A 13,023-nucleotide genomic window follows, 5' to 3' on the forward strand; every position below is an offset into this window, starting at 1 on the left:
CGTCACCACCCCGGGGCACGATGGGAAGGAGGGGCGAAGACATGACCCCTGGCACCACTGACCGTCCGCAGATGTCCGTCGAGGACTTCGACGAGCTCGTCCGCCGGGCTCCCCGGGAGCTGCGGAACAGTCTGGAGTTCCTCGGCGGAAGGCTGTGCGTACGGCACGGCCCGTTGGACGTCGAGGAGTTCGAGGAACTCGCCGCTGCCGCTCCGGAAACCGTTCGGCTCGAATACGTCAGCGGGAAGTAGTAGTAAAGGCCATGCCGGACGGCAACCACGGCGAGATCTTCATGTGGCTGCTGCGTCAGTGCATGCAGCAACGTCCCGAGCTGAATCTCATGCCTGAACGAGGAGTCAAGGCCGAGGCGTATCGCAAGGGCCGTGCCCGTACAAACGGGTTCCTCGCACCGGTGGGCCATTTCCGCGGTGACGGCGAGTGGTCCGATGCCGACGGCGCCCTCATGGCCGTGGAGATCACCTCCCCCGACCGCGACACCAACCAGCGCGACCGCATCGACAAACCCGTCGGCTACGCGGAGGCCGACATCCCCGTCTACCTGCTCGTCGACCGCGACAACCACACCGTCGTGGTCCACAGCGAGCCCAAGGACGGTCGGTACCAGCAGTCACCCTCGTACCCTTGGGGTTCCACCATCCAGCTCCCTTCGCCCGTCGACATCACCCTCGACACCGAAGAACTCAAGGACTACGCGGACTGACGCCATGAACCACGCCCAGCTCACCGCCCTAGGCCGCGCCCTCCGTCTCCTCGGCGAGCACGGGGAGGCCCTCGCCGGCGACACCTCCGACGCCAAGCTGTACGAGGTCAAGGCCGACCTAAGGCGGGCCGTGGAGTTGCTGGAGGACAGCGTCAACGCCGCCGCCCCCACCACCCGCTGCGCCGAGCACCCCAACGGCCCGGTCGACGAGAACGCCCACGACCTGTGCCTGCTGTGCGAGACGCGCCGCAGGGCGGCCCGGCGTACGCAGATCAACGGCCCCGGCGCGCAGCCCCGGTCCGCCGCTGCCGCCCCCTCCCGATACGGCGTCCGCGAGGACCGCCCCCAGCCGCAGCAGCGCTGGCTGCCGGAGCAGTGGACGGGCCAGGAGTGGCAGCTGTGCGGGACACCGAGGCGGGACCGCCACGAGGCCGAGCTGTTCATCACCGCCCAGCGCCGCGGCCCGCACGCGGCGATGGCGTACCGCCTCGTCCACGAGTTCACCGACTACGAGGTCCTGCGCGTGTGGGGCACCCCGGTGAGGGTGGACATCGAGCCGCTGGGGAACCTTTAGTCAGGGCGTCGCCCGCCGATACCGCCGTTACTGCCACCGCGAGCTGGTTGCGATGGCCCGCAGTTGAGCGAGTGTCAGGATCGGTGTGGTTCGGGTCGAGGGAGCGTTCCGGCTCGGTTCCTGCCACTGCATGAGGGTGACGTAGAGCCCGTCAGGACGCAGGACGTTCACCGTCTCGTGCCCGGGGTCCGTCGGTGGTGCCTGCCGGGACTGGACCAGGCTGCCGTCGGGCAGGGGTGTCGCGCCGGCGAAGACGTGGTTGCGGATCGCAGTGGCGGAGGTCAGCCGGGAGACGTGCACCTCGAGCAGCGAGGTGCCGTGGCCGTCGTCCACCAACAGCTGCCCGGACTTCCTGCCGCCGGGCGGGCTCGAATGCGTCAGGCCGTCCGGCAGCAGCGCGGTCAGGGTGGCGAGGGCGCGGTCGGCGGGCAGTGCGCCGGTGAAGGTCGGCTTCGGGGTGGCGGATGCCGCGGCGGAGCCGCTCGGGGCTGAGGCCGCCGGGCTGGAGCGCGGGTGGTCGCCTGCTCGCCCGTCGGACAGCAGTCCCGGAACGGTTGTCGCGCCGAACCCGACCAGCGCGAGTGCGACTGCCCCGCTCACGCCGACGGCCGTGACACGGCGGCGACGCCTGCGACGGCCGTTGCGGATTCCGGCCTGCACAAGTGACGGGGTGCTGGGCGGCTCGAAGGTCAGGACGCTGGCACGGAGGGCTTCGGTGAAGTCTTCTTCGATGGGCATGGCGGATCACCGCGTTTCGGGGTCGGTGAAGAGGGAGGGGTGGGTGCGGTGGCACCGGGGTCAGGGGCTGACGAGCTCTGACAGGTCGTGGCCCAGAAGGTCCCGGATCCGGGCGAGCGCGCGCATGCTCTGGTTGCGTACCGCGCCCGGCCGGACCTGAAGGATCGAGGCGGTCTGCTCGACGCTGCGGTCCTCCCAGTAGCGCAGGAGCAGCACGGCCCGGTCCCGGGCGGAGAGCCGGCTGAGCGCGTCGAGCAACGTGAGCCGCAGCGTGGCGTCGTGCTCGGTGGCGGCACCGGAGTCCGGCAGGGTGTCGGTGGGCTGCTCCGAGCTGCTGCGTCGGCGCCGGTAGGACAGGTAGGTCCGTACGAGCACCGTGTGGGTGTAGGCCGCCGGGTCGTCCACCTGCGCGATCCTGCGCCAGTTGGCATACATCCGGCCCAGCGTGTCCTGCACCAGGTCCTCCGCGAGGTGCACGTCACCGCTGGTGAGCACACACGCGGAGCGGAACAGAGGTGCGGATCGCGCAGCGGCGAACGCCATGAATTCCTCTTCGTACCGGCGCTTCATCCGAGATCCTGTTCGTCGTCCACACTCTGAAGACGCTGTGGCCGACGCGTTACGTCCCACCCCTGGAAGCAGAAGTCCGGCTGCTTCACGGGCGAACCTGTCTTTGGCGATGACGGCGGCCCTGAGACGTCCTCAGCTGACCGCTCGCCGCGCGTGAACGCTCCCGCCCCTCCGGTGGCTACTGGGCACAGTGGGTCGGAGTCACGACACCGGGGCCTGCTTCAGCAGCGGCAGTGCCGGGAAGTCGTACCCCTCCCACAGGCGGCGCGTCACTTCCTCCGGGTACGGGCGTACCTGCGGCTTGACGTCCAGGACCTGGGTCAGGCGGTCCTCGGCGTCGTACGCGGGCCATCCCGGGTTCCCGGTCCGCGCGAACGCCGTCCACGCCGACTGGAAGAGCGCGGTCAGCTCCTTCGCCTCTTCCGGGACGCCGCTTCCCGCGAACAGCAGCTTGCCGAGGTCGGCGTCGTACGTGCCGAACAGCAGCGGGATGTCCAGGCCGTGGCACGCGCCGAGCGCGCCGCCGAACCCCGGTGCGGGCCAGGTCAGTTCGTAGAGGTGGGCCCGGCCGCCACCGGCGGTCTGCGCCTCGGCCAGCCGCAGGGAGGGCACGTTGAACAGCCAGTCCGTCTGTACGCGTTCGTGGAGTTCGCTCGGTGTGGCGTCCGGGAAGGCCTCGCGGTAGGAACGTTCGCCGTCCGGGCCGGGCGCGAACATCCGCAGCGCCGACGCCGCCTGCTCCTCGGTGATCTTGCCCTGCCGGTCGGCCAGGACGAGGAAGAGCCGGTACTCGTCCCGGTTGTGCCCGACGAGCAGTTCCACGTCCCGGGCCGCGCCCGCCGCCAGCGCCTCCCAGGGCGTGCACGGCAGCACGTCGCCGTCGACAACCGGCGAGAAGGGCGTGACGGTGGGCACCACCCGGCCCCACCGGTCGTCGTACTCCCGCATCCGCAGGCTCAACCGCTCGCCCACCGCGGGGAGTTGACGAGGGTCCACGACGGACAGCGCGGCGGCCGTGGGCGCCAGGCCCGCCTCCTTGCCGATCTCCACCGCGATGTCCCGGGCGAGTTCGGCGGAGAAGTACGTGCAGGGCACGCTCTGTGCGACGGCCCGCCGGAACAGTCCCCGCGCGCCCGGCATCGCCAGCAGCGAGGCGACGGACCCCGCGCCCGCCGACTCCCCGAATACCGTGACCTGCCCGGGGTCCCCGCCGAACGCCGTGATGTTGTCCCGTACCCACTCCAGCGCGGCCACCTGGTCCAGCAGCCCCCGGTTCGCGGGCGCCCCCTCCAGCAGGACGAACCCCTCGATGCCCACGCGGTAGTTGAGCGTGACGACGACCATGTCGCCGGCGCGGGCGAGGTGCTGGGCGTCGTAGCCGGGGCTGCCCGTGTGACCCAGCTTGTAGGCGCCGCCGTAGATCCACACCATGACCGGCCGGCGGGCCGACGGGTCCGCGTCGGGGGTCCAGACGTTGACCGTCAGCCAGTCGTCGCCGACGGGTGCTGCGAGCTCTCCGGCGCGCCCCTGGAAGCCCGCCTCCTGCGGGGGCGGCGGCCCGAACGCGTACGCCTCCCGGGTCCCCTCCCAGCCCTTGACGGGCCGTGGCGCCTGGAACCGCGCCTCGCCCACCGGCGGTTCTGCGAACGGGATGCCCCGGAAGACCACGAGCCCGTCCTCGGCGCGTCCGCGCACGGTACCGGCTGCGGTCCGTACGTCGAGGTTCCCGGCTGACGTCATCGTCGAACTCCTCCTGGTTGACTCACACAGAGAACTCGGACCGGGGCGGCCCGTGCCTCTCCACCACTTCCCGGGTCCGCTGCTCGTCCAGCTCGTACACGGTCTGGTGCGCCCGCGGGTCCCGCGCGTGGAGGGTGTGGAACAGCGGGCTCGTCGGCCCGCCCAGCTCCACCAGCGAGGCCGAGGCGCCGCGCACCGCCCGCTCGGTGCCGTACGGCGTCGTCAGGTCGATGCGGTTGACCACCCCTGGCGTGACCCACACCGGCACCGACTCCAGCATCCCGAACAGCTGGAGATGGAAGTGGCCGGTCAGGACGACCCGTACGTCACTCCCCCGGATCGCCGCCGCCAGTTCCCCGGGGTTGAGCAGCCCGAAGACCGGCTGGGTCACGGACAGGCCGAGGCTGAGGGGCGGATGGTGGAAGGCGAGGATCGTGCCATGCTCGGCCGGGGTCCTCAACACCTCGCGCAACCAAGCCAGTTGGTCCTCGCTGATCCGTCCGTAGACCTTCCCCGGCACGAGCGAGTCCAGTGTGACGAAGCGGTATCCGTCGACCGTGCTCACCGCGGCCCGCTCCGAGGCCCCGGTCTCCAGCACCGTCTGCGGCTCCGTGTGCCCGCTGCCCAGCACCTTGCCGAAGGACTCGCGCTCGTCGTGGTTGCCGGTCGTGTAGAAGACGGCAGCGCCCAGCGGCCGGGCGAAGTCGCCGACGAGCTCCCGCACCGCCGTATAGGCCTCCACCTCACCGTCGTCGGCGATGTCCCCGGTGACGACGACCGCGTCGACGTCCCGCACATGCCGCAGCTCGGCGAGCATCAGCCGCAGCGAGTCGGTGGCGTTGACGCCGCTCCTGTTCGGCGCGTCGACGCGCTCCACGTGCGTGTCCGAGAGATGAAGAATCCGCATGTTCCGCCACGCTAGCCGGAGTTGACCACCACAGCCAGGCCGCCGCGTCCGGCCGGCGGGAGGCGGGCGCAACTCCACCGCCTCACGTCGGCCGGACAACCGATCCGTCAGCTCAGCGACTTCAGCGCCGAGGCGTCGTACGGCTGGAGCTCGTCGACGCGCCCCGCGAGGACCTTCGCCGCCCACTGCGGGTCCTGCAGCAGCGCCCGGCCGATGGCGACCATGTCGAACTCCTCGCGCTCCAGGGCGTCGAGGAGGTCGTCGATGCCCTTGAGCGGGGCGCCCTCGCCGGCGAAGCCGCGCAGGAAGTCGCCGTCGAGGCCGACCGAGCCCACGGTGATGGTGGTCCGGCCCGTCAGCTTCTTCGTCCAGCCCGCGAGGTTGAGGTCGGAACCCTCGAACTCCGGGATCCAGTAACGGCGCGTGGAGGCGTGGAACGCGTCGACACCGGCCGCGGCGAGCGGGGCGAGGATCGCCTCCAGCTCCTGCGGCGTCTCGGCGAGCCGCGCCCGGTAGGCCTCCTGCTTCCACTGCGAGTACCGGAAGATGATCGGGAACTGGGCCGACACCGTCTCCCGTACGGCCGCCACGATCTCCGCCGCGAACTTCGTACGGGCGACGGGGTCACCGCCGTACGCGTCGCCGCGGCGGTTGGTGCCCGCCCACAGGAACTGGTCGAGGAGGTAGCCGTGGGCGCCGTGCAGCTCCACGCCGTCGAAGCCGATGCGCTCGGCGGCGGCCGCGGCCTCGGCGAACGCGCCGATGACGTCGTCCAGGTCGCGCTGGGTCATCGCCTTGCCGGTGGGCTCCTCGGCGCCGAGCCGCAGGCCGGAGGGACCGACGGCGGGGGCGTCGGCGTAGGGCGGCTGCCCCTGTTCACGCACCATGCCGATGTGCCACAGCTGCGGGACGATGGTGCCGCCCGCCGCATGTACGTCCTCGGCGACCTTGGCCCAGCCCGCCAGCTGCTCCTCGCCGTGGAACCGCGGGACGCTGTCGCTCTGGCCGGCCGAGTCGTGGCCGACGTACGTGCCCTCGGTGACGATCAGGCCGACTCCGGCGGCCGCGCGGCGGGAGTAGTACGACGCCACGTCGTCGCCGGGGACGCCGCCCGGGGAGAACATCCGGGTCATGGGCGCCATGGCGATGCGGTTCGGGACGGTCAGGCCGTTGATCGCGACCGGCCGGGAGAGGATCTCGGCGGCACGGGAGGCGGCTCCGGAGGCAGCGGGGGAGGCGGCCGGGGATGTGGCGGGGGCGGTCACGCGAGGCACTCCTGGGGGACGGCGACGGGTGGGATACTCATCGGTATGTGCAACGTACATACGCGGCAACAACCGCGTACAGCGCACACATCCCACTGAGCCGCGCAATCCCCTGTGATCCTGGCCACCGACATGGCAGAAGCCCGCCCCACAGATCGTGGGACGGGCTTCATGTCGAGCGCCGGGCAGGCCTTGCACCTGCATCTCCCCGCAGGAAGCGGGACGTCTTTCCTTGGACCACCAACGCGTAGTCGGGCGACGGGAGTTCACGTCGACCGGCTCTGGATCAAGCATACCGCAGGAAAACACCGGGGGCGGCCACCCCCTGTCTCCAGGAAGTGCCGCCCCCGGCAAGGACGTTGACCAACCGTCGGGCCTTACGGCCCGGGTCGATCAGAAGTCCATGTCACCGCCGGGCATACCGCCACCGGCAGGCGCGGCGGACTTCTCCGGCTTGTCGGCGATGACGGCCTCGGTGGTGAGGAAGAGCGCGGCGATGGAGGCCGCGTTCTGCAGGGCGGAGCGCGTGACCTTCGCCGGGTCGATGATGCCCTCGGCGATCATGTCGACGTACTCACCGGTCGCGGCGTTCAGGCCGTGGCCGATCGGGAGGTTGCGGACCTTCTCGACGATGACGCCGCCTTCGAGACCACCGTTGACGGCGATCTGCTTGAGCGGGGCCTCCAGGGCGAGCCGCACGGCGTTGGCGCCGGTCGCCTCGTCACCGGACAGGTCCAGCTTCTCGAAGACGCTGGAGGCCTGGATGAGCGCCACGCCGCCACCGGCGACGATGCCCTCTTCGACGGCCGCCTTGGCGTTGCGCACGGCGTCCTCGATGCGGTGCTTGCGCTCCTTGAGCTCGACCTCGGTCGCGGCACCGGCCTTGATGACGGCGACGCCACCGGCGAGCTTCGCCAGGCGCTCCTGGAGCTTCTCGCGGTCGTAGTCCGAGTCGCTGTTCTCGATCTCGGCGCGGATCTGGTTGACCCGGCCCTGAACCTGCTCGGAGGAGCCGGCACCGTCGACGATGGTGGTCTCGTCCTTGGTGATGACGACCTTGCGGGCACGGCCCAGGAGGTCGATGGAGGTGTTCTCGAGCTTGAGACCGACCTCCTCGGAGATGACCTCGCCACCGGTGAGGATGGCGATGTCGTTCAGCATCGCCTTGCGGCGGTCGCCGAAGCCCGGGGCCTTGACGGCGACGGACTTGAAGGTGCCGCGGATCTTGTTGACGACCAGGGTCGACAGGGCCTCGCCCTCGACGTCCTCGGCGATGATCAGCAGCGGCTTGCCCGACTGCATGACCTTCTCCAGGAGCGGGAGCAGGTCCTTGACGGAGCCGATCTTGGAGTTGGCGATCAGGATGTAGGGGTCGTCGAGCGACGCCTCCATCCGCTCCATGTCGGTGGCGAAGTACGCCGAGATGTAGCCCTTGTCGAAGCGCATACCCTCGGTGAGCTCGAGCTCGAGACCGAAGGTCTGGGACTCCTCGACGGTGATGACGCCTTCCTTGCCGACCTTGTCCATCGCCTCGGCGATGAGCTCGCCGATCTGGGTGTCGGCGGCGGAGATGGAGGCCGTGGAGGCGATCTGCTCCTTGGTCTCGACATCCTTGGCCTGCTCAAGGAGAGCGGCGGAGACGGCCTCGACGGCCTTCTCGATACCGCGCTTGAGGGCCATCGGGTTGGCACCGGCGGCTACGTTGCGCAGGCCTTCCTTGACGAGGGCCTGGGCGAGCACGGTCGCGGTGGTCGTACCGTCACCGGCGACGTCGTCCGTCTTCTTGGCGACTTCCTTGACCAGCTCGGCGCCGATCTTCTCGTACGGGTCCTCGAGCTCGATCTCCTTGGCGATGGAGACACCATCGTTGGTGATCGTGGGGGCGCCCCACTTCTTCTCGAGGACGACGTTGCGGCCCTTGGGGCCGAGCGTCACCTTGACGGCGTCCGCGAGCTGGTTCATGCCGCGCTCGAGGCCGCGCCGCGCCTCCTCGTCGAACGCGATGATCTTGGCCATGTGAAGTGGTCCCTCCAGGACTGGGGGTGATTCCTTCGGACCGCGCCCGCGCCCGCGACGGACGGCTCGCCTGCCGCGTGGGTTCCTTCCCCACCCGGCTTGCGGGCCTCACCGACCCGGTCCTTCGTTGTCACTCTCACCTTCAGAGTGCTAACGCCAATGATTAGCACTCGGCATGGTCGAGTGCAAGCGGCTGTCGAAGACCGGACACGGGTTGCCTGCGGCGGGCGGGCGGGGTGGGACGCCGTTCGCCTGCGGCCCGGCGGGGGTCGATCGCGCAGTTCCCCGCGCCCCTGGGGGCTGCAGGCAGCCGTACCGCGATGGGCCGCCGACCACCCTGGCGGGCCGGGTGCAGGCCCGGTGGGGGCTGGTCGCGCAGTTCCCAGTGCCCCTGAGTGGGAACCGTGAACGCGGGGAACGCACCAGGGGGTGGGACGGTCCGCCGACAGGCGGGTGCGGGCCGGTGGGGGCTGGTCGCGCAGTTCCCCGCGCCCCTGGGTGGGGACGGTGTACGGACCTTTGGACGCGCACAGCCACCCCGCGCCCCTGGGTAGGGACGGTGGACGCACCTTTAGACGCGCACGGCCCCCGCACGCCGGAGCGCGCGACACGATGTGCCCGCAGCCGCCGACGGCGTGAAGGGGGCGGGGTGGGGGGGTGTCCGCCCGCAGCGGCCGGCGTCCGGTACCGGGTGCTGTTCAAGGGGGCGAGCCGCCGGACCGAGGACGGACACCCCCCACCCCGCACCCGACCCACCCACCGAACCCGAAGCGATTAGGGGCGCGGGGAACTGCGCAAAGAACGCCCGCCCCCACCGAACCCGCGCATGCCAGAGGGCCCGTACCCATGACTCCCCAGGGGTACGAGCCCTCCGATTGAAGAACGAAGAACGACGCTGTTGTTACCCGGCGCGTGCTTCAGCCTGTCGCGAGACGGACCATGTCCGCCTGCGGCCCCTTCTGGCCTTGCGAGATCTCGAATTCGACCCGCTGGCCCTCTTCAAGGGTGCGGTAGCCGTCCATCTGAATCGCGCTGTAGTGGACGAATACATCCGCACCACCGTCGACCGCGATGAAGCCGTACCCCTTCTCCGCGTTGAACCACTTGACGGTGCCCTGAGCCATGCCTAACTCCCCTATTACTGGCCCTTGCACGGACCCGCACTTCGCGGGTCCGGGTCAGACCTCACCCCCCACATGGTTGGGGGCGTGCGCCGGAACGCGTCGACCGCGGCTGAATGTATCTGTCCAACTGCCGTCTGCAACAGGTCAATCGGACGAGAATTCTGGACGGAAGGGGTCCGGAATGTAGCGAGAATTCGCCTGAATTCGGGGCAAGTCGGGCCCCATAAAGTACGCATAAGGCACATAAGACGCACACACTTTGGCTACTTCTCATCGCCTGCGAAGCAAGAGCTCATATGCGTGCGGCATGAAGAGAGCCGCAGCTTCCCCAACTGTACCGCGCTCAACCATAGAGAATTGCCCCCTCCGCTTCTCTCGCGGAGAGGGCAATCAGATGAACACTCGGTCATTACCATTACCGACGGTAATGACCGGTCATACGGTCACCCTCCGGCGACGGCCGGAATGATGGAGACGCCGGCCCCGTCGGGCGTGGTCGTCTCAAGGCCCTGCTCGAACCGCACGTCGTCGTCGTTCACGTACACGTTGACGAACCGCCGCAGCTTGCCCTGGTCGTCCAGGACCCGGGCCGCGATACCGGTGTGGTTCTTCTCCAGATCCGCGATGACCTCGGCGAGGGTCGCACCCTCGGCCTGGACCTCGGCCTGTCCGCCGGTGTAGGTGCGCAGGATGGTGGGGATACGGACGGAAACACTCATGCTCTAGACCTCCGGTCAGGTGGCGCACCCAGGGGCGCGGGGAACTGCACGACTGTGCGACGACGCGACTACGCGACTACGCGAGACCAGCCTCGCGGAACGAGTCCAGGTTGGGACGGATCGTGGCGGTGAGCCCCGTACCCGCGACCGCGTCCAGCGTCTTCAGACCGTCACCGGTGTTCAGCACGACAGTCGTCAGCGAGGGATCCAGCAGACCGTTCTCGATCAGCTTCTTCGTCACACCCACGGTCACGCCACCGGCCGTCTCCGCGAAGATGCCCTCGGTCCGCGCCAGCAGCTTGATCGCGTCCACGACCTGCTCGTCGTTCACGTCCTCCACCGCACCGCCGGTGCGGCGCGCGATGTCCAGCACGTAGGGGCCGTCCGCCGGGTTCCCGATGGCGAGGGACTTGGCGATGGTGTTGGGCTTCTGCGGCCGTACGACGTCGTGGCCCGCCTTGTACGCGACGGACACCGGCGAGCATCCCTCGGCCTGCGCGCCGAAGATCTTGTACGGCCGGTCCTCGACGAGCCCGAGCTTGATCAGCTCCTGGAGCCCCTTGTCGATCTTGGTGAGCTGCGAGCCGGAGGCGATGGGGACCACGAGCTGGTCGGGCAGCCGCCACCCGAGCTGCTCGCAGATCTCGTACGCCAGGGTCTTGGACCCCTCCGCGTAGTACGGCCGCAGGTTGACGTTGACGAAGCCCCAGCCCTCGCCGGCCGGGTCGCCGATCAGTTCGGAGCAGAAGCGGTTCACGTCGTCGTAGTTGCCCTCGATGCCGACGAGCTCGCCGCCGTAGATCGCGGCCATGACGACCTTGCCCTGCTCCAGGTCGTGCGGGATGAACACGCAGGAGCGGAAGCCTGCCCGCGCCGCGGCGGCGCCGACCGCACCGGCGAGGTTGCCGGTGGAGGAGCAGGAGAGGGTGGTGAAACCGAAGGCGCGAGCGGCCTCGATGGCCTGGGCGACGACGCGGTCCTTGAAGGAGTGCGTCGGGTTGCCGGAGTCGTCCTTGATGTACAGGCCGCCGGTGACGCCGAGCTCGCGGGCGAGGTTGTCGGCCTTGACGAGGTGGGTCCAGCCGGGGTTGATGTTGGGCTTGTCCGCCACGTCCGCGGGGACGGGCAGCAGCGGTGCGTAACGCCAGATGTTCGCGGGTCCCGCCTCGATCTGCTTGCGGAGCTCCTCGGTTTCGTAGGCCGAGAAGTCGTACGCGATCTCGAGCGGGCCGAAACACTCCTCGCAGGCGAAGACCGGGCCGAGCGGCACGCGGTGACCGCACTCGCGGCAGCTGAGAGCCGCGGCGGGGCCGAGGTCTACGGTGGTTTCGGTGGTGCTTGCAACAGTCTGCGCAGCCATGGAGGCGAGGCCCTTTCCTCATCTTCCTCACGACGCACTTCGCCGTGAGACGGATTTGGCACCTTCCCGAATCGGGAGCCTCGCGGGACGATCATCAACGATCGCTACGAGAACCGACTGGAGGGTTGCCGGGGCTTCATCGGGCCGTATCCCTCTGCCCCTCTGGATGAGCGGTATGAAGTTGTGAACGGCGGGCCATCCCGGACATGCGATGGTCATCCGCGTTGTTCAAGACTGTAACCGACGACCTGGACAGTTGAGAGGGTCGTCCGAACCGCGAGATGACTACATCCATCAGCCGCTTCCGCGGCGGGCACGCAGAGGAGCCGCGCACTGTGCTGAACGAAGTCGAGCGCTGGCTGGCCACCCGTTCCTGGTCCGTGACCGATCGCCCGCTCCACAGGATCATGGCAGCGAAACGGGGCACGGGCCGCACGGTCAGCGTTGTTCTGCCCGCGCTCAACGAGGAGGAGACGGTCGGTGACATCGTCTCCGTGATCCGTCACGACCTCATGCAGCAGGTTCCGCTGGTCGACGAGATCGTCGTCGTCGACTCGGGATCGACGGACCGCACGTCCGAGGTGGCCGCCGCGGCCGGCGCGAGGGTCGTCCACCGCGACGACATCCTCCCGCGCATCCCGGCCGTGCCCGGCAAGGGCGAGGTGCTGTGGCGCTCCCTCCTCGCCACCAGCGGGGACATCGTCTGTTTCATCGACGCCGACCTGAAGGAGTTCTCCTCGGACTTCGTCTCCGGCATCGTCGGTCCGCTGCTCACCGATCCCGGGGTCGACCTGGTCAAGGGCATGTACGACCGTCCCCTGGGCGGCGCCGCCGGACAGGGTGGCCGGGTCACCGAGCTCATGGCGCGCCCGCTGCTGAACATGCACTGGCCGCAGCTGGCCGGTTTCGTGCAGCCGCTGGGCGGCGAGTACGCGGCCCGCCGCAGCCTCCTGGAACAGCTCCCGTTCCCCGTCGGCTACGGCGTCGAGCTCGGCATGCTGGTCGACGCCCTGCATCTGGTGGGCCTGGACGCCCTCGCCCAGGTCGACGTCGGTGTGCGCAAGCACCGCCACCAGGACGGCCAGGCCCTGGGCCGGATGTCCGCCGCGATCTACCGCACCGCCCAGCTCCGGCTGGCCCGCGGCCATATGATCCGGCCCTCCCTCACCCAGTTCGAGCGGGGCCGGGACGGCTTCGAACCGCGTACGTACTCCGTGGACACGGAGGAACGGCCGCCGATGGTGGAGATCGCGGAGTACGCGAAGCGGAAGGTCGCGTGACCGGAGCAC

Annotated in this window: 11 protein-coding genes, 1 pseudogene and 1 riboswitch; of the genes and pseudogenes, 3 read left to right on the top strand and 9 right to left on the bottom strand. The window is 69.6% G+C overall.

Going from position 1 to position 13,023, the window contains the following annotated elements:
- The first annotated feature begins 71 nt into the window (after positions 1-71).
- A pseudogene (locus ACZ48Z_RS14715) lies at positions 72-721 on the top strand (Uma2 family endonuclease).
- Between the two features lie 4 nt (positions 722-725).
- Positions 726-1,295, top strand: coding sequence for a hypothetical protein (locus ACZ48Z_RS14720; RefSeq protein WP_468736201.1), 570 nt, complete (start codon positions 726-728; stop codon positions 1,293-1,295).
- A gap of 27 nt (positions 1,296-1,322) precedes the next feature.
- Here the strand turns inward: ACZ48Z_RS14720 and ACZ48Z_RS14725 are convergent, their stop codons facing one another.
- The 9 genes from ACZ48Z_RS14725 to thrC form a co-directional block, all read right to left on the bottom strand.
- Positions 1,323-2,033 carry a hypothetical protein gene (locus tag ACZ48Z_RS14725; RefSeq protein WP_468736202.1) on the bottom strand — a complete coding sequence of 237 codons (711 nt, stop codon included), beginning with the start codon at positions 2,031-2,033 and terminating at the stop codon, positions 1,323-1,325.
- Positions 2,034-2,093: 60 nt separating this feature from the next.
- Complete coding sequence (locus ACZ48Z_RS14730) at positions 2,094-2,603, bottom strand: SigE family RNA polymerase sigma factor (RefSeq protein WP_468736203.1); 510 nt, start codon at positions 2,601-2,603, stop codon at positions 2,094-2,096.
- Between the two features lie 201 nt (positions 2,604-2,804).
- On the bottom strand, positions 2,805-4,343 hold the full coding sequence (locus tag ACZ48Z_RS14735; RefSeq protein WP_468736204.1) for a carboxylesterase/lipase family protein: 1,539 nt from the start codon (positions 4,341-4,343) through the stop codon (positions 2,805-2,807).
- A gap of 22 nt (positions 4,344-4,365) precedes the next feature.
- Entirely contained in the window at positions 4,366-5,250 is an 885-nt protein-coding gene (locus tag ACZ48Z_RS14740) for a metallophosphoesterase family protein (RefSeq protein WP_468736205.1), read from the bottom strand.
- A 107-nt stretch (positions 5,251-5,357) separates the two neighbouring features.
- Positions 5,358-6,515 carry an NADH:flavin oxidoreductase gene (locus tag ACZ48Z_RS14745; protein ID WP_468736206.1) on the bottom strand — a complete coding sequence of 386 codons (1,158 nt, stop codon included), beginning with the start codon at positions 6,513-6,515 and terminating at the stop codon, positions 5,358-5,360.
- A gap of 393 nt (positions 6,516-6,908) precedes the next feature.
- Positions 6,909-8,531, bottom strand: a complete 1,623-nt coding sequence (gene groL, locus ACZ48Z_RS14750) for a chaperonin GroEL (protein ID WP_468736207.1) — start codon at positions 8,529-8,531, stop codon at positions 6,909-6,911.
- Positions 8,532-9,448: 917 nt separating this feature from the next.
- Positions 9,449-9,655: a cold-shock protein gene (locus ACZ48Z_RS14755; protein WP_007382895.1), complete on the bottom strand. Its 207-nt coding sequence runs from the start codon at positions 9,653-9,655 to the stop codon at positions 9,449-9,451.
- A gap of 443 nt (positions 9,656-10,098) precedes the next feature.
- Complete coding sequence (locus tag ACZ48Z_RS14760; protein WP_468736208.1) at positions 10,099-10,374, bottom strand: MoaD/ThiS family protein; 276 nt, start codon at positions 10,372-10,374, stop codon at positions 10,099-10,101.
- Between the two features lie 76 nt (positions 10,375-10,450).
- A complete protein-coding gene (gene thrC / locus ACZ48Z_RS14765) occupies positions 10,451-11,734 on the bottom strand; it encodes a threonine synthase (RefSeq protein ID WP_468736209.1) in 1,284 nt (427 codons plus the stop codon).
- Between the two features lie 15 nt (positions 11,735-11,749).
- A riboswitch (SAM riboswitch) is annotated at positions 11,750-11,907 on the bottom strand.
- Positions 11,908-12,069: 162 nt separating this feature from the next.
- On the opposite strand from thrC, the gene ACZ48Z_RS14770 reads away from it, so the two are divergent.
- Positions 12,070-13,014, top strand: a complete 945-nt coding sequence (locus tag ACZ48Z_RS14770; RefSeq protein ID WP_468736210.1) for a glucosyl-3-phosphoglycerate synthase — start codon at positions 12,070-12,072, stop codon at positions 13,012-13,014.
- Positions 13,015-13,023 lie beyond the last annotated feature (9 nt).

The sequence above is a fragment of the Streptomyces sp. NPDC031225 genome (assembly GCF_055570355.1).